Genomic DNA, 20985 nt, shown 5'->3' on the forward strand with positions numbered 1-20985 from the left:
CGTTATACGTTGCATGATTTCATCTCGGGTGCGGCGGACAAATGGCCAATACAACGCCTGAAAGGCGAACAGAAGATATGACGAAGCCCGCAATCGGCGAGGCCGAACAGATCATAGAAAAGCTGATGCAGCTTCACCCCAAGGGTTTTGATCTTTCACTGGACAGAATTTCCCGTCTTCTGGAAAAACTAGGCAGCCCTCAGAAAAGGTTGCCGCCGGTTATTCATGTCGCAGGCACCAACGGCAAGGGTTCGGTTACGGCCTTTTGCCGCGCATTACTGGAGGCGGCAGGACTTTCCGTGCACGTCCACACCTCTCCGCATCTCGTGAACTGGCATGAACGTTATCGCATCGGCGTTTCCGGCGAAAAAGGCCGTTATGTCGATGATGCCGTCTTTGCGGATGCGCTGCGCCGCATCGAAGCTGCCAACGGCGGCCAGATGATAACGGTTTTCGAAATTCTGACCGCCGCGATGTTTCTGCTCTTCGCGGAGCATCCGGCAGATGCTGCCGTGGTCGAGGTTGGGCTCGGTGGGCGCTTCGATGCGACCAATGTGATCAACAACCCGGCCGTTTCCGTTATCATGCCGATATCGCTCGATCATCAGGCCTATCTCGGCGACCGGGTGGAACTGATTGCCGCTGAAAAGGCCGGCATCATGAAGTCGGGTTCCCCTGTCGTCATTGGTCATCAGCAGTATGATGCGGCGCTGGATACCCTCGTTTCCACGGCTGAGCGTCTTGGTTGCCCGGCATCAGTCTATGGGCAGGATTTTTCCGCCCATGAAGAATTCGGCCGTATGGTCTACCAGGATGAATTCGGCCTGACCGACGCGCCGCTGCCACGTCTTCCCGGTCGACACCAGCTTGCCAATGCCGCTGCTGCGATCCGGGCCGTCAAGGCTGCCGGTTTTGAGGTGACGGAGCGGATGATCGAAAAGGCCATGACAACAGTGGAATGGCCCGGCCGTCTTCAGCGTGTCCTAACCGGAAAAATCGCTGAAATCGCTCCGAAGGATGCGGAAATCTGGATCGATGGTGGTCACAACCCAGGCGCGGGCGAAGTCATTGCCGAGGCAATGGCGGGGTTTGAAGAAAAGACACCGCGCCCGCTGTTCATCATTGCCGGCATGATCAACACCAAGGATCCGGTGGGCTATTTCAAGGCTTTCGCCGATATCGCGGAGTATGTCTTCACGGTTCCAATCGGCGGCACTGATGCCGCAATCGATCCCGTCGTGCTTGCCCATGCGGCCTTTGATGCCGGTCTGGTTGCGGCGCCTACATCTTCGCTGACCGAGGCGCTGGACGAGCTATCGCGTCGCTTCGATCCCGAAGGGCCGCCGCCGCGCATCCTGATCGGCGGCTCGCTTTATCTTGCCGGAAACGCGCTTGCATTGAATGGTACGGTTCCCGAATAAAAAAGCCCGGCATCGCTGCCGGGCTTTTCTTTATTCCATGGAAAGTCGCTTACGCGGCGCCGGAAATCCAGGCCGAAAGCGCTGTCTTGGGCGCAGCGCCGACCTTGATGTCAGCCACTTCGCCGCTCTTGAAGATGGCAAGAGTCGGGATGGAGCGAACGCCGAACTGGGCAGCCAGTTCCGGGTTTTCGTCGATGTTGAGCTTCGCGACCTTGACCTTGCCGGCAAGCTCGGACGAAATTTCTTCAAGGCTCGGCGCGATCATTTTGCACGGGCCGCACCATTCGGCCCAGAAATCCACTACGACTGGTTCGGAGGATTCGAGGACTTCGGACTGGAAGTTGGCGGCGTCGACTTTTACGGTAGCCATATCTGGCTCTCCTTTCAGTGAATCTTTTCCACTATCGATGTGATGCGGGCGCGTCGAAATTTCAATGCCCCGGTATCTCACTTTGTCTTTATTGCGGCAAGGGCTTGCATCATGGCATCGTCACCAACCGTCATAAAAGCGGCATTTTCCGTATAAATCAGCGCGCAGACAAATTCCTTGCCGGGATAAAGCGGTGACAGAATTTCGCGATAGATGGCAAGCTGTGCCGTGTGGGAGAAGGGTATCTCGTGCGCGTCGCGCGGCGGCACGCGGTTCGTCTTGTAATCGACCAGAATGACGCGGTCGCCATCCACTGCCAGCCGGTCGATACGGCCGGAAACCGCATAATGCTGCCTGCCGATCGTCATGGTCCCCATAATGGAAACTTCTGCGCGGCTATTGGGCGAAAATGCCGGCTGTACAGATGGTTCGGACATGACCCGCAAAACCGCCCGTATCAGATGTTCGCGCTCGGCAGACGGCCAGAACCGTGCGGCACGTTCGGCATAGCGGCGGGCTGCCTCTTCCCGCTCACTCTCGGCAAAATCCGGCAGGGCCTGCAGCATGCGATGCACCAGCCGACCGCGTTGCAATGCCAGCGAGGAGACATCGGCTTTTTCGCCGAAAAGCGGCGAACGCACGGCAAGATCGTCCGCACCGTCATCAATGATGGTGCCCGCGCCGGAAGGGCTGAGTGGCCTCGGCAATGATGGCAGGGCGGGCAAGGGGGTAAGAAGCCCCGCCGGAAGAGCATATTCTTCTTGCGTCTGTGGTTCAGGCAGCCTTTGCGGAGCGGTGGTCGAACGAATATCGGACTTGCGCCAGACAAGCCCCTGCCACTCTTCACCATCGGCCATAAACTGTTGCGGTTGGCAGTGCTTTTCATTGTCGGCGAGTGCTGCCTTGACGATGGCATGCCAGCATTCGGGATTTTCCTTCTGGCCGCGATAACCGCAAACGACCAGATGATCGGCAGCGCGTGTCATCGCGACATAAAGCAGCCGGCGATATTCGTCTTCCGCGGCCGTCTTCAGGCGTTCCTCATCGGCGCGAATGAGATGATTGGAAAAACCGCTGCCAGGCAGCCAGACGGGGAAGGCATCCCCGTCTGCTTCAACGAAGCGCAGTTTCGGGACATGACTGTGGTTGAAGGCTTTCGAACCGCCATCGACCACAAAAACAACCGGCGCTTCTAGACCCTTGGAGGCGTGCACGGTCATGATCCGCACTTCACCGCGATCCTTGTCCTGTTCGCGTTTCACCTCCGGCGAATCCGTTTCCAGAACGGATAGGAAGGCTTGCAGGCCGGGCAAGCCGGTCCTTTCATGGTCAAGCGCAAAGGACAGGAACTCGTCCAGAACATCGCTCGCCTCGTTGCCGAGACGACCCAGGAACTTTTTGCGCCCGTCATGCAGGGTCAGAACCGCAGCGAAGAAATCATGCACCGTTGCCGTTTTCGAAAGCGCGATGAAGTTCTTGAGCTTGTTGGCGACTGCGAAGAAGCGGCCGTTCTCGTCTTGCGAAAGCGTCTGCAATCTTTGCCACACGCTCTCCGTATCGGATCGCGTGGCAGCGACATCAAAAACATCGTCTTCGGAGAGATTGAAAAGCGGGCTTTTCAACAGCGCGGCCAGAGAAAGGTCATCCTCAGGCAGCACGACAAAACGGCCAAGCGCCAGAAGGTCCTGCACGGCGATGTGATCGGTCAGGCGAAGACGGTCGGCACCGGCGACGGGAATGTTCTTGCGCCGTTTCAGCTCACGGGTCAGCGCATTGACGAAAGCATGGCGTTTTCTGACCAACACAAGAATATCGCCGGGCTCAATAGCGCGTTCCACGCCCTTTTCGATGATTGTCTGGTTGCCGATCATGCCGGCAATGCGCGCGGCGATCCGGCGGGCAACGATGGTGGCCGGCGCGCTTTCCCGAAGTGCATCGAAAGGCGCCGTCCAGTCTTCTTCGTCCTCTGCGGTTTCCGGCGCCACCATATCCCAGACTTCCACGGTGCCGGGGTGGCCGGCGCGGTTGGAGCGGTGTTCGACTGGCTCGTTATCGGCGCTGAGGCCGCTGGCATTTTTAGGGTCCGAAAAGACCTGATCGACGGCGGCCAGCACATCTTCCGTGGAACGGAAGGACAGCGGCAGGCGGATGCGGTGAAATGCCTGCTCCACCGAATCGACACGCCTTTTGGTCTCGTCGCGCTCCTGCGAAAACCGCTCCGGTCGCGCGCCCTGGAACGAATAGATCGATTGCTTTTCATCACCGACGGCAAAAAGCGTGCGCCGCCCCATGCGGGCGCTCTCGCCGCTGAAGAAGTCCGCCGCCAGCGACTGGATGATCGACCATTGCACAGGGCTGGTATCCTGCGCCTCATCGACGAGGATATGGTCGATACCCTGATCTAGCTTGTAATGTACCCAGGCGCCCGCCGTATCGCGGTTGAGGAGATTGGCGGCGCGCTCGATCAGATCCTCAAAATCGAGCTGGCTTCGCTGCTTTTTCAGATCCTCGAAATCGCCGATCAGTCTCTCAGCCAGAACAAGCGCGCATTTCGTCGCCTCCAGCATTCGCACCAGACGATAGCGGTTGCGACAGGCCACGACATGGTCCCGCGCAAGCGTCAGCGCGTCGACGAGATCGGGTGCGGATTTCTGCATGCCCTTGTTGATGACATAGGCATCGGATTTTTTCTCGCCCTTGGCTGTCAACAGCGCAGCTTCGATGAATTCCATGCGCCGCACGGAATCCGTCTGCCGTTTCGCTTCCCGCAGGGCATAAGCGACATCTATGACGCGCGATCCGCCCACTTCATCGGCAAGCGTCAGATAGGTATCGAGGGAAAGCCCCGAGAGACCTGGCAAGGGCCAGAATGCCGCCGCTGCCGTTTCTTCGGTTTCACCCGCGTCTATCTGCATTGCCTGCCGCAATTGGACATCGATGCCATCAGCCTGTTTTGCATCGATCAAAAAGGCACGAAGGGCGCTGCGATTGGCGATGATGGCGGTGAGTAGCGATTCGAGCCCGCTTTCGTCCGCCAAATCAAGCACATAAGCGAGAGACTGCGTGAGATCGGTGTCTCCCTCCGTCGAAACCGCCGTTAAAAGCGACCGACGTGCCTCGGCCAGCAGGGTTGTTGCGGCGCGGTCATCAAGGACGGAGAAGTGGCCGGCGACATTGGCCTCCAGCGGGAACTGATGCAACAAGGCTTCGCAGAAGGCGTGGATCGTCTGGATCTTCAGCCCACCGGGCGTTTCCAGCGCCTTGGCGAACAGCCGCCGCGCTTCGGCCAGCTTGATGCGATCCGGCATCTTTCCTTCGATGGCAGCGACGCGATCCCCAAGATCGTTATCCGGCAACGTAGCCCATTCCGCCAGACGGTCGAAAACGCGGCTCGACATTTCGGACGCCGCTGCCTTGGTATAGGTGAGGCACAGAATTGCGGAGGGTCGGCACCCGGCCAGAAGCAGGCGGATGACGCGCTGGGTCAGCACATGGGTCTTGCCGGAACCGGCATTGGCCGAAACCCAGGCGGAACTTGCCGGATCGGAGGCGAGCCGCTGCCGGTCGCTCGTCCAGTCTATCCAGCTTTGCGGGGTGTCCGTGGCAGGCCCGTGATCGATAGGGTCAATCATCATCGCCGTCTCCCGGTTCTGCCGTCGACCATTCCGAAACGCGGGCGAGGTGGTCGTATTCCCCACCGTAGGACTGCTGCTCCTCCGGCACCAGCCGCGAGGCAAAACCGTTCTCGCCATCACGCAGCGAACGCACGAACTTGGCCAGCTGATCGATTGATTCGGTTGCCAGCTCAATTGCCGATTTGGGTGCTTTTTTGCCACCCCGGTTGGAGTGTTCGTTGTTAACCTGGTCGGCAAAAAAACGGGTACCCGGCCGCAGGCGCACATAGATAAGGTTTTCAGGTGTCTGCGAACCCGCCTCGCGGAAGGCACCCCGCATCAGTGCTGCCGCTTCCAGCGCGAGCTGGGGGTCGAGCAGCGCGCGCGCCTGATTGACTGAAGGCGCAAGCCCCGTTTTGTAGTCGATAATATCCGCCTGACCGCCGGTCTTGATATCTATGCGGTCGGCGATGCCGGTCAGCCTTATTCCTGCCTCGGGGATTTCCTGTCCGGCACGCGCCTCGAAAAAGCTGCGGCGGATGGATGGATGTCGTTCTTTCTCCCAGTCGATGAAGGCGCGTGCCACCGCCTCGAATCGCGGGCGCCAGATGACATCGACATGTGCAGGAAGATCTTCCGCGTCGAAACTTTCATCCAGAATACGCTGCATGGCCTCGAGCGATGCCGGCGTGCCGGGAATATGCCCCTCGCGGGAATAGCGCTCGATGATTGCATGATAGAGCGTGCCACGGTCGGCGGCATTGGGATCGCGGTTGAAGCCATCAAGCGGGTTGAGCTTCAGGATACGCCGCGCGTAGATCGAATAGGGGTCACGGCGCAGCCTGCCCACTTCGCTGAAGGAATAGCTCTTCGGCTGCAAGTCGGCCGGCGGTTTGGGGGCAGGGCGCTTTGCTGCTTCCTGGTCGATGCTCGCATCCATCAGTGCCGCCCAGTGGCGATAGGTCTCGCCGCGCTTCTTCAGCTGGTCGGCAAAATCCTCGCCGCCGAGTGCCAGCAATCGCTGCAGCCAGCGCGATGCGACTGCGGGTGTCGAGCCCTGTCTGAGCGCGCGGCTGTAGAAAATCTGCCGTGTCCCGTTCGCCATCTCGAAATCGTGCGCCAGCTGGCCGATGCGCCGCTCCGGCGGTTCCAGACCGATGGCTGTCTTCATGTTGCGGGACAGAAACGGGTTGTTTGCCGTCTGGCCCGGCCAAAGCCCTTCATTGAGACCGCCGATCACGACAGTGTCGACGCTTTGCAGTCGTGCCTCAAGGGCACCGAAAATGAAAATGCGAGGATGGCGCATGGATCGCGGCTTGATCGATTCGCCAGCCACCAGTGCCGCGAAGATATCGGCCCATTGCGGACCATCCGCATCAAGGATTTCGCCGCTTTCCATCAATTCGCCAAACAGGCCGGAAAGCTTGTCGCCTGCCTCGCCGGACCAGAGAGTGGCAAGATCGTTGTTGTCATCCGCGCAGATGGCTTCGATCACCCGGCCCGTCCGCTCGGCCCAATCGGAAAGCGGCAATTTGTCCGTGAAAGACCGGCCTGAGCGGTCGCGACGAACGAATGCGCTGCCAAGCGGCTCTGTCGAAACGGCGATCCGGCGTGCCAGATCGCGCGCGGCGTCTACGCTTCCCTCGGGCAGTGCCAGCCTCCAGGCAGGCGGATGCCGGTCATCGCGCTGTGCCGCCAGTTGCGCATCGAGAACCGCCTCCAGATTGCCGATTTCGGTTTCGACGCGGCCGCCTCTAAGTGCGATCAATTCCAGCGCCTTTGATGCTTTTGTAAAAGCCTCCAGCGAAAGCCCGAAACGGCTGAGCGGATGTTTCAGAAGGGAAATGACCGGCACCGGATCTCCGGGCCTGAGGATAGCTTCCAGTGCGAGTTGCGTCAGTCCGGCCTGCGGCGTGGCGGAAAGCGGCGTACCGGCGGAATCGTCGGCTTCGATACCGAAGCGCTGCAATTCCGTCGCCACGCGCCTGGCCAGTCCGCGATCGGGCGTGATCAGCGCGGCCTGAGACGGGCGGCCAGCGCCCGGCGCTTCAAGCGCCAGCCGCAGCGCCACCGCAATTGCGGTTGCCTCTTCGCGCTCGTTGGCAGCTTCTATCAGGGTCGCTGCCGCAAAAGCATCGTCGAAAAATCCGGGTTGCTTGTCCTCACGCCAGCGGTTCCAGTCACTGGTGGATTTGGCAGGAGCAAGTGCTGCCGAAAAAACCGCCGCGCGTTTTTCAAGATCGCTATCGATGACGCCGATCTGAACGACATCGTCTCGCATGATGTCGAGCTTCTGCAACAGCATGTAGAGCCCGTATTGCGAATGGGTGCGGCTTGAAGGATCAGTAGGGTCCTCGGCAATAGCCTCCCATTGCTCCTCCGGCATCGTAAGATCGAGGCCCGGAAGCACGACGACGCCCTGGGGCAGCGAGGCGACAGAGGCGATAAGGTCTGCTGCTGCCGGAATTGAGCCCGTGGAGCCCGCAACGACGATCGGTCCGGTGTCCGGCAGGTTGGCAAGCCGGTTCGCCTCCGCCCTCAGGATGCCGTTGCGATGTCGGCCTGCGGAAGTTCGATTGAGTTCGGCAAGACGGGCAGGCCAGAAGACGCTGGCGATTTTCAGGAAATCCGCCGTCAGCTGCCACCATTGGGCGTGATCGCCGGTATCGAGATGCGCGAGCGCCTCCCATTCCTTTTCTTCCGTATCCATCGCATCGATCACTTCGCCAAGCGCGCGCGCCAGCCATATGGCGTCGGCAGGGCTGGCTGGTGCGACAAGTGGTGAGTCCGAATGGATGGCCCTGATGGCGTCCGGCAGGCTGTTGCGCCATGCCAGAATGAGGCGCGCCAGCTCGATTTGCCGGCCGGTGCCGGAAATCGGGGGCGCCAGATCCATGATCTCAGGATTTTCGATCTCGAAGAAGCCGCTGTCGTCATCGGTTTCGCCGAGCGGCCGGATCAGTGGCAAAATGGCGGAACGACCGCCCAGAAGATCGACAAACTCTGAGCGCAGCACGCGGGCGGAGCGCCGGGTCGGAACATAGATCGTCACCTTGGCAAGCGAAAGCGGATCCGCAGGGTCATATTTATAGCCGGCTGTCAGTGTCCCGTCACACAGCGTTTCCGCGAGCGTTTTGAGGAACGGTGTTCCCGCAGCGATCGTCAGGACGCGCTTTGCGTGATGGGTGAAAGTCATGCAGAGCGCTTTTCCCTGAATTGCCGGATGATACTTTCGGCATCGTCTATAGCATCGGGAGTGCCGACGGTGATCCAGTGGCCATCCAGTGAAAGTCCGAAAAGTCGTTCTTTCTCGATGGCGCGGTCGAAATAGATATTCAAGTTGAAAGCATCCCCCGGCGCATCATCCAGCAGGTGCGAATCCATGGCAATGGCCCCGGCATAAACCACCGGGTTCGTGTCCCCGTCGCGATACCGCGCCAGTCTACCATCCGAAGAGAGGTTGAAATCCCTCTTGCCGTTATGACCGGTGGTACGGTCCATATCGACGCAGAGCATCGCCATATCCATGCGCGTGGCATCGAAGAATTGCGCAAGCTTGCGCAGGTTGCTGACGGCATTCAGCTGTTCGCCAATCCAGAAAAGATCGGCATTCATGACGAAGACGGGACCTGGCTCCAGAAGTTTCAGGCCCTTGGCAAGCCCGCCACCGGAATTCATCAGCTGCGACCGCTCGTCGGAAATCAGGATTTCGGCGTCGGTACGGGTTTCAAGATGGGCGATCATCTGATCGGCATGGTGATGGACGTTGACGACGATCTTCTCGGCGCCGGCCTCGACAAGGGCGTCGAGCGCGTAGTCGATCATCGGTTTGCCGGCGATCTTGACGAGCGGTTTCGGGATCGTATCCGTGATCGGGCGCATCCGGGTGCCGAGCCCGGCGGCCAGCACCATCGCGTTCTTGATCGTCATTGTGGTCAACCGTCTTTCAGTCTTTAAAATTCCATGCCCATGTGGACGCACCAGTCTTTGAGCGGTGCCAGTTCGGGATGCGAAAGCGCTGCGGAAAGATAGCGAAACGTCCTTGGCATATGTTTCATATAACCGGGTTTTCCATCGCGTTCCAACAGCCTTACCCAAATACCGGCCAGCTTGCAGTTGCGCTGCGCCGACATGATGGCGAAAGCCTTGAGAAAGGACGCCTCATCGAAGGACGGCTCGTCTCGTCTAATGTCGAGATAGTGCGAAAGCAGGCGTTCCTGCAGTTCGGGCGAAATGGTAACCCGCGCATCCTGCACGATGGAGGCGAGATCGTAGGCCGTCGGGCCGATCATCGCGTCTTGAAAATCGATCAGTCCGACTTGCCGGATGCCTGCATTATGCTCTTGCCAGAGAATGTTCGGCGAATGGAAATCGCGCAGAAGTAGCCCGCTTTCGCAGCCACTGAGCGCGTCTATCAGGCTGTCCCAAAGAGCATAATAGTCACGCTTCTCGGTATCGGACAGTGATTTGCCGCGTTTGTGGGGCAGATACCATTCCACCAGCAACGACACCTCGATCTTCATCGCCGGTCGATCGAAAGGAGGTACTTCGTAGGTGCTGCCGTCACCGACTGGCAGCTTGCGCGGTTCCGGAGCCTTGTGAAGGGCGGCGAGGCACGCGACGCTTTGCAGATAACGTTCCTCTATCGGCGTTCCATCAGGCGCAAGCACCCCATCCCGCCCGAGGTCCCCCAGGAGGAGAATGCCCTGATCGGTATCCGCCGCCAGTATTTCAGGCGCGCAAAAGCCGCTATTTCGCAGATAATTGCCGATCGCCACGAAGGAACGGGCATTCTGGGCAAGATGGGCGATTTCCGCATAGGTCTTGCCATCAGCAACGATCGCACCTCTCAAAGGGCGTCGCCAGTCCATCAGGATAAGGTCCGGACCATCGGTGGAAATGGTCTCATAGGCGCGTGTGGAAGCATCGCCGCTTAGAAAATGGCGGGTCGCATCGCCCTTGCCATTTTTCGCAAGAAAATCGCGAATGGCAAAAACGCGCTCAAGCCGTGCTTTCTGTTTCGCGGGAGCATCGATCACAGCCAGACGCCCGTCACCGGAGTGCTCCAGCCGCAGGCGGATGGTCTGGTTTGGCGGTAGGATTGCGGCGGCGATATCAGGCCACTCGATCAGGCAGATACCGTCTTCCAGCATCTCGTCGATGCCGAGTTCGTCCAGTTCCGAGACGTCAGACAGTCGGTACAGATCAAGATGGGCAACGGGAATACGTGTTGGATAGGTCTGGATGATCGTGAATGTGGGGCTTGGAACTTCAAGATCAGGTGCATCCGCCATCGCCCGGATGAAGGCGCGGGCGAGGGTGGATTTGCCCGCACCGAGATCTCCGATCAGCGCGAGGCAATCGCCAGCTCCCAAAGCCAGCGCCAGATCTTCGCCTAACCGGAGGGTGTCCTTCTCCCCATTGAGGGAAAGGGTGATCGGCAGGATATCGTCACTCATTCTGCGGCGATGGAATGCGGGTGCACGCCCGAAGGAATGCGGCAGGTGACGATGGTGCCGTTGCCGGGCCGGCTGTCGATGCTGACAGTGCCGTGATGCAGGCTGACGAAGCTTTCCACTATCGAAAGGCCAAGGCCAGCGCCGGTCCGCCGTCCGCCGTTGCCGCGCGTCTCGAAGCGGTCAAACACGGCCTTGAGCATGTCTTCTGGGATACCCGGTCCCTTGTCTGCCACCGAGAACAGGAAGTCACCCTCGCTGCGCTGGCATGAAAGCTGAACGGAAGACCCTTCCGGCGCAAAATTGATTGCATTGGTGAGGAGCTTGATGAGGATCTGCTTCAGGCGCTGGTGATCCGCCACCAGACTACCGAGATGCGCGGGTGCGACGATCTCGAGCGAAATACCGCTTTCCTGTAGCCGGTCGGCAATCTGCACCGAAACGTCGTCGAGCAATTCGTTGAGATCGTTTTCCGAATAGTTCAGCTGCATGATGCCCGCGTCGACGGTCGCGAGATCGAGGATGTCGTTGACGATGGTCAGAAGAACCGAGGACGAGGTGGAAATATGGTCGAGATATTCCGCCTGCCGGTCCGTCAATTCTCCAATACCCGGGGTCTTCAGGAGATCGGTGAAGCCAATGATATTGGTCAGCGGCGAGCGCAACTCATAAGAGACGTGCTGGACGAAATCGTTCTTCAGCTCGTCGGCCTTGAGCAGTGCGTCGTTCTTTTCCTTGAGCGCCCGCTCGGCCCGCACGCTGTCAGTCATGTTGACGAATGTCAGCATGGTCTGCGCATCCGGCAGCGGAATAATGGCGTAGTCGAGGACCAGGCCGGAGAGTAGCTCCAGCGTTCCCTGTCTCGACGGGCGTTCATCGTCAAAGCTGGTGATGAACTGGCTGAAAGAGCGCCAGCCATCCGGCTTGTCGTAGGATTGCGTGCAGGCGGCCTCCACGGCGCGGATGTGGGTTCCAGTTTCCGCCTGCTCGGCGGTAACGCCCCAGAGGGCCCTGAATGCCGGGTTGGAAAGGCGAATACGTCCGTCCGCACCAAACACGGCGACACCTTCGGCCAGATGGTCGATGGTTTCGCCCTGCACCTTCACCAAGGTGTTGTAACGCATCTGCAGATCGACCTGTTCGGTCAGGTTCTCGAAGACCCATGTCGCGCCACCCTGCGGGTGGGCGGTCGCGATAACCCGCAACGTCTGGCCGTTGGGCAGGTGCCACAGATCGGTCTTGGTATCGAGAGAGCGGTAAACGGAGAGTGCCGTCTCTTTCCAGTTTTTCCAGTTCAGCTGCTCGGGCAATTTGCCGGCGGTGCGCAGCCTGTCGAGAAGCTCGGAATTATCGGGGCCGGATTCCAGAAAAACCAGATCGAAGCCCCACAGGGTGGCAAAGGCCTGATTGTAGAATTGCAGCCGCTGCCGGCCGTCGAAAATGGCGACGGGCGTTGCGAGATGATCCAGCGTTTCGGCGTGGCTTTTCAGAACCCGCTTCATTTCCTCGCGGGTGGTTTCCGCTTCGGTGGCATCGATGGCGATGCCTGCAGAACCGCCCGCCGTCTTGATATCGACAACGTCGAAGAAGGTACGGTTTCCGGAAACCACCGTCGAAATGCGATCGTGGTAGGGGGAACTCGGCGTGGCAGCCGCACGTATCTTCTGCCGGGTAACGGTGTTAAGAAGCTCGCGTTTCTCCTGAATGGTCTGTTCGGCATCGCGCGCATCCACAGCGTGCGCATAGGCGTGGTTCACCCATATGAGTTCGCCTTCGCCATTGCGCCGCCAGACGGGCTGTTCGATTGAATCGAGAAGTTCCTGAAACGTGGAGACCGAGGCGATCAGGCGCTCGCGCTCCACCTGCAATTCGGCCAGTTCGGCGCGCAGGTTGTTGAGGGCGACGAAACGCGCGAAGGCATTGCCGCCGGAAACCCGGCCTTGAACTTCAATGACTTCGCCGCGCTGCGTTTCGATGGTCAGATCGAAACTCTGTGCGTGGCTGCGAAGTTTTTCGAGGGATTTTTCAAGCTGGCTCGCGGATGATGGCTTCAGCCAGCGCCCGAAGGCCAGAAAATCGTGATCCGCCTGCGGTGCGCCCGTCTCTACGGGCAGCTGCCCCAGAAATTCGGGGCGCTTGTCCACGCCGTCCCAGATGACGATGCGCCGGCTCTTGTCGGAGATAAGCGCCTCGTATTTCGCGATCTTGTGGTGGGATTCTGCCAGCGCCTTGCGGTATTCACCGCTCTCCGCCTCGATATTACCGCGCTGGCGCACCAGCCAGACGACGGAAAACAGCGTTGCCGAAAGCATGCCGACAAAAAGCGAATAGGTGATGGTTTCTCCGGATGAAAACAGCCGCGCGCCGGTCTTTGCGACAAGACCGTCCTGCGCCAGCGCCACATTTGCAGAGCCGGCGAGAACCGTGCCGGACATCAGGACGGGAAGCCGCGAAAAGCCTGTCCGCACAGCACTGATCGCCAGCCGGCAACGCGCCATGGCCGCGCCCAATGCCACGCCAGCATGCGTGTTTTCAACGCGTTGAACTGTCTGCTCGCGCAGATCCGAATTGTGAACCGTCATCCCCGGTCTGTCTCCGTCCTATGTGCCGCATCTTCGACAAGACATCCCATTTCGTCCCCGCCGCCCTTTGGCGTGTCCGAATCAAGTTCGATGACAATACCGTCTTCATAAATCTGCGGAAAGGGAGCGCGCAAAAAAGATGCCGCGCGCTTTGTCAAGCGCACGGCATCTACATATTGTGTAATTTCAGTGGATATTAACTATGAAATTAATATCTGTAGTGTTCTGCCTTGAACGGACCCTGCTTCGAGATGCCGATATAATCAGCCTGAAGGTCGGAAAGTTCGGTCAGGCGCACGCCAAGCTTCTCGAGATGAAGGCGTGCAACCTTTTCGTCGAGGTGCTTCGGCAGCACGTAGACTTCGTTCTTGTATTCACCCGGCTTGGTGAAAAGCTCGATCTGGCCCAGCACCTGGTTGGTGAACGACGCCGACATGACGAAGGAAGGGTGACCTGTGGCATTACCAAGGTTCAGCAGGCGGCCTTCGGACAGCAGGATGATGCGGTTGCCCTTCGGGAACTCGATCATGTCGACCTGCGGCTTGATGTTTGTCCACTTGAGGTTACGCAGCGAAGCGACCTGAATTTCATTGTCGAAATGGCCGATATTGCCGACGATGGCCATGTCCTTCATCTCGCGCATGTGCTCGATGCGGATGACGTCCTTGTTGCCGGTGGTGGTGATGAAGATGTCAGCGGAAGACACAACGTCTTCCAGGCGAACGACCTCGAAACCGTCCATGGCGGCCTGAAGCGCGCAGATCGGGTCGATTTCCGTGACCTTCACGCGGGCGCCAGCGCCCTGCAGCGAGGCGGCGGAACCCTTGCCGACATCGCCGTAACCGCAGACCACGGCAACCTTGCCAGCCATCATCACGTCGGTTGCGCGGCGAATGCCGTCTACCAGCGATTCCTTGCAGCCGTATTTGTTGTCGAACTTGGACTTGGTGACGCTGTCGTTGACGTTGATGGCCGGGAAGGGCAGGAGGCCCTTCTTGGCAAGATCGTAGAGACGATGAACGCCTGTCGTCGTTTCTTCCGTCACGCCCTTCAGCGCGTCACGCTGCTTGGTGAACCAGCCGGGGGAAGCCTTGAGGCGCTTGTTGATCTGCGCGAAAAGAATTTCCTCTTCTTCCGAACCGGGGTTGGAAAGAACGTCCTCACCGGCTTCGGCGCGCGCGCCGAGCAGAATGTACATTGTGGCATCGCCGCCATCATCGAGGATCATGTTGGAGAGGCCGCCATCGGTCCACTGGAAGATCTTGTCGGTATATTCCCAATATTCCGTCAGGCTCTCACCCTTGACCGCGAAAACAGGAATGCCGGCCGCTGCAATGGCTGCTGCGGCATGGTCCTGCGTCGAGAAGATGTTGCAGGACGCCCAGCGGATGTCCGCGCCCAGTTCCTTCAGCGTCTCGATCAGAACGCCGGTCTGGATCGTCATGTGAAGAGAACCGGTAATACGTGCGCCCTTCAGGGGCTTGCTCTCGCCGAATTCCTTGCGGCAGGACATAAGGCCAGGCATTTCGGTTTCGGCGATGTCCAGTTCCTTGCGGCCGAATGCGGCAAGGTTGATATCGGCGATGATGTAGTCCTTCTCAAGGCTCATGAAGTTCTCCAGATCAGAAATGCCATGCCTATTGGCCCGGCTTTTAAACGTAGCAGCGGTTTAGCAGGCCAAAAACGATCTGGCAATAACGATATAAAGAAGTCTTTATGTCTTTATATGGAGGCGGGGTCAGGCTTCTTCGCCGAAGCGGTCGGCAACAAGTGCCTCGAGTGCGGCGAGCGCCTCTTCCGCCTGGTTGCCGCTCGCCTCGACATAGACACTGCATCCCGGGCTGGCCGCCAGCATCATGAGGCCCATGATGGAGGTGCCACCAACGGTCATTCCGTCCTTCGACACCGTAATCGTCGCGTCGAAACCCTCGACCATCTGCACGAATTTTGCAGATGCCCGGGCGTGGAGACCGCGCTTGTTGATGATCGGCAATTCCCGGGAGTGAGGCGACATGGGGCTGACTTCTTATTTGCCGCTTAAAACGCGGCTGGCGACGTTGATGTATTTGCGACCGGCGTCGGATGCGTCCTGGAGCGCCTTGTCCATGTTGTCTTCGCTGCGAACGCCTGCGAGTTTTATCAGCATGGGAAGATTGACCCCGGCGATGACTTCGACATTGCCGTTGTTCATGACGGAGATGGCGAGATTGGACGGTGTACCACCGAACATATCCGTCAGAATAATGACGCCATTTCCATCATTGACGCGCGTAACGGCGTCGATGATATCCTGCCGGCGCTGATCCATGTCGTCTTCGGGACCGATACAAACCGTCTCGATCAATTTCTGGGGACCGACGACATGCTCCAACGCATGGCGAAACTCCTCAGCCAGCTTGCCATGGGTGACAAGCACTAGTCCGATCATGAAATGCTCCCTTGCACACGCACTCTCATTGCCGACTATCGCAACGCGGCAATCCTGTCCATCGGTGGGATTTCATCTTGATGAGGAAAATGCGAATCGCAAGCCTAAAATCGCCTGAATCGTGGTCACTTCACGTTCGTTTTAAAAAGATTTTGAGCAAGTGCAGCAAATTTTCCATACGGCGTAAGACTGGAAAGCGGAATACGCAGAAGCGGAAGATGCCCGCCGCAGGGCAGCAACAACACCTCGTCATCTTCCGGAAGTCTTGGATTTTCCGGTGAAAGAACTGTCGTAACGGCGAAATTTAGTCCGGCGCTCGGGACGCTGTTGACGTTAACGATACCGCTGCCGCGCAATTCCAGTAGTCCGGCAATCGCTTCCGGCCGCTCGGCGATAATGTTTTCGCCGTCGCGATACACGAAAATCTGATCATCCGCGATCAGTGCCGCCGGCAATCCGCACCGTTGCGCCTCCGTCAGAAAGCTGAAAGCAAGCTCGCTTTTGCCGCTGCCGGACGGTCCGGTGAAGAGAATGCCGGTGTTGTCGACGACAATGGCGGTTGCGTGCAGGTTGAAGCGTTCAGCGTTCATGGGTTTCGGCCGCCGGCAGCGACAGGGTGAAGCGCGCGCCTGATATCACGCCGTATTTGTCGACGACATTTTCTGCCCTGAGGCTGCCGCCATGGGCTTCGGCGATCTGGCGGCTGATGGAAAGGCCAAGGCCGGAATTCTGGCCGAAACCTTCGCTTGCCGGTCGGTCGGTGTAGAAGCGCTCGAAAATCCGGTCGATATCCTCGGCCTGAATGCCCGGACCATTGTCTTCCACCTGCACGATGCAGCGGTCCTTGTGACGGGAAAGGCGCACGGTGATGCGGCCGCTTTCTTCGGAAACGAAAGAGCGCGCATTCTCGATCAGGTTGGTGACGATCTGCCCGATGCGAAGGTCGTGACCGTTCACGACGAAGGAGGTTTTGGCTCCCGCCTTCCGGTCGGCGACATAGTCGATCGCCACGCTCTTTTTCTTTGTGCTGATCTGGCGGGAGATATCCACCAGACCCTTCATAAGAACGTCGAGATCCAGCGGCGATGCATCGACACGCGCCAGTTCGGCATCGAGCCGCGAGGCATCCGAAATATCGCTGATGAGGCGGTCGAGGCGGCGGACATCGTGGAAGATGATCTCGGTCAGCCGCTGTTTGGACTCCTCCGTCTTGGCACGCGGCAGTGTTTCCACGGCGCTGCGCAGCGAAGTCAGCGGGTTCTTGAGCTCGTGGCTGACATCGGCGGCGAAACTTTCGATTGCGTCGATACGGTCGTAGAGCGCCGTCGTCATTTCACGAAGCGCTATGGAAAGGTTGCCGATTTCATCCTGACGCGCCGAAAAGTCCGGTATCTCCTCGCGGGTTCTCGCTCCGCGACGCACGCGGATCGCAGCCGCCGAAAGCCGCCGGAGCGGCGTGGCGATGGTGGAGGACAACAACAGGGAAAGTACGATGTTGACGAGCGTGGCGATGCCGAACACGCGCATGATGGCAAGGCGCTCCGCATGCACGATCTTGTCGATATCGCCGGCCTGCGTGGACAGGAGCAGAACCCCGAGCACGGCCCGGAAGCGCTGCACCGGCACGGCGACCGAAACGATCAGCTCACCCTTTTCGGTAACGCGAACGACTGCGCCGCGCACGCCGGTCAGCGCATTCATCACCTCCGGATAGATCGAGCCGTCGCCACCTGGCGCTTCCTTGTATTGCGGCAGGCTGCTCGGTTGCAGCATGCGGTTGAACATGCTGGTGAACCATTCACCCCAGGTCTGGGTTTCCGGCGTCACCGGCGGCAGATCGAAGCGCAGGACCTGGCCGCGGGAATAGAGATGGCGGGAATCGAGAAGCAGGTTGGCATCGGCATCGAAAAGCCGAGCGCGGGTCCGTGTCGGCGAAATCAGCCGGCGCAGCACCGGCGCCACCCGTTCCGGATTGATCGGGAAACTCAAGTCCTCGTCATTGGGGGCGGGCGTGATGCTTTGCCCCGCCTGCAATTCCAGCAGCTTTTCCGGATTGATGGTGATGGAGTTGGTATCCACCGAGGCGGAGGCCGAGATGGCGCCGGCGATGATCTCGCCCTGCGTCAAAAGGCTTTCCACCCGCGCATCGATCAGCCCCTCGCGGAACTGGTTGAGGTAGAGAATGCCGCCGACCAGAACGACCGTCGCGGCCACGTTGAAGAAGAGGATGCGGCGCGTGAGGCTGGAAAACACCGCATTGCCAAAAATGCGTCGGACGATCGTCAGCGGATGGATACGATGGCGGCGTTCGCTGCCGCGATCTTCGGCATCGTCACTGTCCGAGACGGTTTCCGGCGTTTTCTTCAACAAGTCTATGTCCTCGCCACCACAATTCCGGTGGTCTCTCCCGATTGCGGCTCGTTCAAGCCGCTTCGCGGAAGCGATATCCTACGCCATAAAGCGTTTCAATCATATCGAAGTCACCATCGACCAGTTTGAACTTCTTGCGAAGGCGCTTGATGTGGCTGTCGATCGTGCGGTCGTCAACATAGACCTGTTCGTCGTAGGCCGCATCCATCAGCGCGTCGCGGCTTTTCACCACGCCTGGCCGCTGTGCAAGCGAATGCAGGATAAGGAATTCGGTAACGGTCAGCGTCACCGGCTCGCCCTTCCAGGTGCAGGTGTGGCGTTCCTGATCCATGGCCAGCTGGCCGCGTTCGAGCGTGCGCGCCTGTTGATCAGCCGTCGGCTTCAGCGTGCTGCCGCCGGTCGCAACGGAAGCCTCGCGGCTGCTGGCGCGGCGCAGGATGGCCTTGACGCGTTCCACCAGAAGGCGCTGCGAGAAGGGTTTTGTGATGAAATCGTCAGCACCCATCTTCAGGCCGAACAATTCGTCGATCTCTTCATCCTTGGAGGTCAGGAAGATAACCGGAATATCTGATTTCTGGCGAAGACGCCGCAAAAGCTCCATGCCGTCCATGCGCGGCATCTTGATGTCGAAAATGGCGAGCTGCGGCGGACGGGCAATCAGTCCGTCAAGCGCGGAGGCGCCGTCCGTATACGTTTCGACCCGGTAGCCTTCGGCTTCGAGCGCGATCGATACCGAAGTGAGAATATTCCGGTCGTCGTCGACAAGCGCGATCGTCTGCATGTAGTTGGTCTCCATCGTCATTTTCTCGTAACTCCCGACATCCACCCAGCCAAGGTTGCGCGCCGCGAGCCACTCTCATGAGTATAAAGGTGGAACAAATTGTGGCAAAGGAAAACTCACAACCAAATCGCCTGGTGTGACTAGGTCAATTCCGGGAAAACGCCGCAGCTGGATTCTAATGCGTCTTCAACCGATTTAAAAAGAAATAAAATCTTTTAAATCGATTAATATATTGAAATCACTAAGTTATTTAAAGTTTCACTCTTGCGTTTCTAAAAGCCGCCACGTATTTTCCGTGAAAATTTCAACGGCCTTATCGTCATTTACAAGGAACGCGTCATGAACGAGCTTGGGGTTCATAATCCTGCCAATGGAGTTGCGGAACTCGGACTGGGCGAGGCCTCCCGCGTCTTTTATAACCTCAACGAAAGCGAATTGTACGAAGAGGCGATCCGCAACGGCGAAGCCGAGCTGACGGCGGATGGCGCACTTCGTGCCGTTACCGGTCAGCATACGGGCCGTTCTCCGAAGGACAAATTCGTCGTCCGCGACGCTTCCACCGAAGACACTATCTGGTGGGACAACAACAAGCCGCTGTCGCCGGAAAACTTCGAGCTGCTGCGTCAGGACATGCTTGCGCACGCCGCCGGCAAGACGCTCTATGTTCAGGATCTGATCGGCGGTGCCGATGAAGAGAACGCCCTGTCGACCCGTGTCGTCACTGAGCTTGCCTGGCATTCGCTGTTCATCCGCAACCTGCTCATCCGCCCGAAGCGGGAGAAACTGGCAGGCTTCAAACAGAAGCTGACCATCATCAATCTGCCGAGCTTCAAGGCTGATCCGGCGCGTCACGGCGTCCGTTCGGAAACCGTCATCGCCTGCGATCTCACCAATGGTCTCGTCCTCATCGGCGGTACCTCCTATGCCGGTGAAAACAAGAAGTCGGTCTTCACGGTGCTGAACTACCTGCTGCCGGCCAAGGGCGTCATGCCGATGCATTGCTCGGCCAATGTCGGTCCCGAGGGTGATTCCGCCGTGTTCTTCGGCCTGTCCGGCACCGGCAAGACCACGCTGTCGGCTGATCCGTCGCGTACGCTGATCGGCGACGATGAGCACGGCTGGGGCGAACACGGCATCTTCAATTTCGAAGGCGGCTGCTACGCCAAGGCAATCAAGCTGTCGGCCGAAGCCGAGCCGGAAATCTATGCCGCGACCCGCCGTTTCGGCACCGTTCTCGAAAACGTCGTGCTGGACGAAAACCGTGTTCCGGATTTCAACGACAACTCGCTGACGGAAAACACCCGCAGTGCCTATCCGCTACACTTCATTCCGAATGCATCGGAAACGGGCATTGCCGGTCATCCGAAGACGATCATCATGCTGACTGCGGATGCCTTCGGCGTGCTGCCGCCCATTGCCCGGCTGACGCCGGAACAGGCCATGTACCACTTCCTTTCCGGCTACACGGCAAAGGTTGCCGGCACGGAAAAGGGCGTGACTGAGCCAGAAGCTACATTCTCCACCTGCTTCGGCGCACCCTTCATGCCGCGCCACCCGGCGGAATACGGCAACCTGCTGCGTGAGCTGATCGGCAAGCATGGCGTGGACTGCTGGCTGGTCAACACCGGCTGGACCGGCGGTGCTTACGGCATCGGCAAGCGTATGCCCATCAAGGCGACCCGCGCGCTTCTGACGGCAGCCCTCACCGGCGAGCTGAAGGGTGCCGAATTCCGCACCGATGCGAATTTCGGTTTCGCTGTGCCCCTGTCGCTGGAAGGCGTCGATGCCGCGATCCTCGACCCGCGTTCGACCTGGGCCGACGGCGCAGCTTACGACGCGCAGGCGAAGAAGCTTGTGTCGATGTTCGTTACGAACTTCACCAAGTTCGAAGATCACGTCGACAGCAAGGTGCGCGATGCAGCACCGGGACTGCTGCTCGCGGCAGAATGAATAAGCCTCGTTT

At 59.0% G+C, this 20985-nt stretch carries 14 protein-coding genes; 2 read left to right on the forward strand and 12 right to left on the reverse strand.

Annotated elements, in window-relative coordinates:
• Positions 1 to 41: 41 nt before the first annotated feature.
• A complete protein-coding gene (locus ACQZ45_RS17565) occupies positions 42 to 1421 on the forward strand; it encodes a bifunctional folylpolyglutamate synthase/dihydrofolate synthase (RefSeq protein ID WP_173739217.1) in 1380 nt (459 codons plus the stop codon).
• Between the two features lie 49 nt (positions 1422 to 1470).
• On the opposite strand, the gene trxA is transcribed toward ACQZ45_RS17565, so the two are convergent.
• The 12 genes from trxA to chvI form a co-directional block, all read right to left on the reverse strand.
• The gene (trxA, locus tag ACQZ45_RS17570; RefSeq protein ID WP_003516334.1) at positions 1471 to 1791 is read right to left on the reverse strand and encodes a thioredoxin; all 321 of its coding nucleotides are present in this window, start codon (positions 1789 to 1791) and stop codon (positions 1471 to 1473) included.
• Between the two features lie 77 nt (positions 1792 to 1868).
• The gene (addA, locus tag ACQZ45_RS17575) at positions 1869 to 5426 is read right to left on the reverse strand and encodes a double-strand break repair helicase AddA (protein WP_448742386.1); all 3558 of its coding nucleotides are present in this window, start codon (positions 5424 to 5426) and stop codon (positions 1869 to 1871) included.
• Positions 5416 to 8601: a double-strand break repair protein AddB gene (gene addB / locus ACQZ45_RS17580; RefSeq protein WP_013635189.1), complete on the reverse strand. Its 3186-nt coding sequence runs from the start codon at positions 8599 to 8601 to the stop codon at positions 5416 to 5418. Before addB ends, addA begins: the two co-directional genes overlap by 11 nt.
• Positions 8598 to 9335, reverse strand: coding sequence for a nucleotidyltransferase family protein (locus ACQZ45_RS17585; protein ID WP_013635190.1), 738 nt, complete (start codon positions 9333 to 9335; stop codon positions 8598 to 8600). Before ACQZ45_RS17585 ends, addB begins: the two co-directional genes overlap by 4 nt.
• Before the next feature lie 23 nt (positions 9336 to 9358).
• Positions 9359 to 10864, reverse strand: coding sequence for a tRNA (adenosine(37)-N6)-threonylcarbamoyltransferase complex ATPase subunit type 1 TsaE (tsaE, locus tag ACQZ45_RS17590; protein WP_113291802.1), 1506 nt, complete (start codon positions 10862 to 10864; stop codon positions 9359 to 9361).
• Entirely contained in the window at positions 10861 to 13443 is a 2583-nt protein-coding gene (locus ACQZ45_RS17595) for a sensor histidine kinase (RefSeq protein WP_003516327.1), read from the reverse strand. The genes tsaE and ACQZ45_RS17595 overlap by 4 nt, the downstream gene beginning before the upstream one ends.
• Positions 13444 to 13651: 208 nt before the next feature.
• Complete coding sequence (gene ahcY / locus ACQZ45_RS17600) at positions 13652 to 15052, reverse strand: adenosylhomocysteinase (protein WP_003516323.1); 1401 nt, start codon at positions 15050 to 15052, stop codon at positions 13652 to 13654.
• 129 nt (positions 15053 to 15181) lie between these two features.
• On the reverse strand, positions 15182 to 15457 hold the full coding sequence (locus tag ACQZ45_RS17605) for an HPr family phosphocarrier protein (protein WP_003516321.1): 276 nt from the start codon (positions 15455 to 15457) through the stop codon (positions 15182 to 15184).
• 12 nt (positions 15458 to 15469) lie between these two features.
• On the reverse strand, positions 15470 to 15871 hold the full coding sequence (locus ACQZ45_RS17610; RefSeq protein WP_003516318.1) for a PTS sugar transporter subunit IIA: 402 nt from the start codon (positions 15869 to 15871) through the stop codon (positions 15470 to 15472).
• Between the two features lie 125 nt (positions 15872 to 15996).
• On the reverse strand, positions 15997 to 16461 hold the full coding sequence (locus ACQZ45_RS17615; RefSeq protein WP_013635193.1) for an HPr kinase/phosphorylase: 465 nt from the start codon (positions 16459 to 16461) through the stop codon (positions 15997 to 15999).
• A complete protein-coding gene (gene chvG / locus ACQZ45_RS17620; protein ID WP_013635194.1) occupies positions 16451 to 18241 on the reverse strand; it encodes a two-component system sensor histidine kinase ChvG in 1791 nt (596 codons plus the stop codon). The genes ACQZ45_RS17615 and chvG overlap by 11 nt, the downstream gene beginning before the upstream one ends.
• Positions 18242 to 18293: 52 nt before the next feature.
• Positions 18294 to 19022, reverse strand: a complete 729-nt coding sequence (gene chvI, locus ACQZ45_RS17625; protein WP_113291878.1) for a two-component system response regulator ChvI — start codon at positions 19020 to 19022, stop codon at positions 18294 to 18296.
• A 339-nt stretch (positions 19023 to 19361) separates the two neighbouring features.
• On the opposite strand from chvI, the gene ACQZ45_RS17630 reads away from it, so the two are divergent.
• Positions 19362 to 20972 (forward strand): phosphoenolpyruvate carboxykinase, encoded by a 1611-nt coding sequence (locus tag ACQZ45_RS17630; protein WP_003516305.1) that lies wholly within the window; start codon positions 19362 to 19364, stop codon positions 20970 to 20972.
• Positions 20973 to 20985 lie beyond the last annotated feature (13 nt).

The sequence above is a fragment of the Agrobacterium sp. 16-2014-1-2a genome (assembly GCF_053522705.1).

What these genes read in the sequence shown, in the direction of transcription:
- ACQZ45_RS17605 (WP_003516321.1), bottom strand. Translation starts at nt 15,457, where the DNA reads ATGTCGCCTCACTCCCGGGAATTGCCGATCATCAACAAGCGCGGTCTC.
- chvI (WP_113291878.1), bottom strand. Translation starts at nt 19,022, where the DNA reads ATGCAGACGATCGCGCTTGTCGACGACGACCGGAATATTCTCACTTCG.
- ACQZ45_RS17615 (WP_013635193.1), bottom strand. Translation starts at nt 16,461, where the DNA reads ATGAACGCTGAACGCTTCAACCTGCACGCAACCGCCATTGTCGTCGAC.
- ACQZ45_RS17630 (WP_003516305.1), top strand. Translation starts at nt 19,362, where the DNA reads ATGAACGAGCTTGGGGTTCATAATCCTGCCAATGGAGTTGCGGAACTC.
- addA (WP_448742386.1), bottom strand. Translation starts at nt 5,426, where the DNA reads ATGATGATTGACCCTATCGATCACGGGCCTGCCACGGACACCCCGCAA.
- ACQZ45_RS17595 (WP_003516327.1), bottom strand. Translation starts at nt 13,443, where the DNA reads ATGACGGTTCACAATTCGGATCTGCGCGAGCAGACAGTTCAACGCGTT.
- ACQZ45_RS17610 (WP_003516318.1), bottom strand. Translation starts at nt 15,871, where the DNA reads ATGATCGGACTAGTGCTTGTCACCCATGGCAAGCTGGCTGAGGAGTTT.
- ACQZ45_RS17585 (WP_013635190.1), bottom strand. Translation starts at nt 9,335, where the DNA reads ATGACGATCAAGAACGCGATGGTGCTGGCCGCCGGGCTCGGCACCCGG.
- tsaE (WP_113291802.1), bottom strand. Translation starts at nt 10,864, where the DNA reads ATGAGTGACGATATCCTGCCGATCACCCTTTCCCTCAATGGGGAGAAG.
- trxA (WP_003516334.1), bottom strand. Translation starts at nt 1,791, where the DNA reads ATGGCTACCGTAAAAGTCGACGCCGCCAACTTCCAGTCCGAAGTCCTC.
- addB (WP_013635189.1), bottom strand. Translation starts at nt 8,601, where the DNA reads ATGACTTTCACCCATCACGCAAAGCGCGTCCTGACGATCGCTGCGGGA.
- ahcY (WP_003516323.1), bottom strand. Translation starts at nt 15,052, where the DNA reads ATGAGCCTTGAGAAGGACTACATCATCGCCGATATCAACCTTGCCGCA.
- ACQZ45_RS17565 (WP_173739217.1), top strand. Translation starts at nt 42, where the DNA reads ATGGCCAATACAACGCCTGAAAGGCGAACAGAAGATATGACGAAGCCC.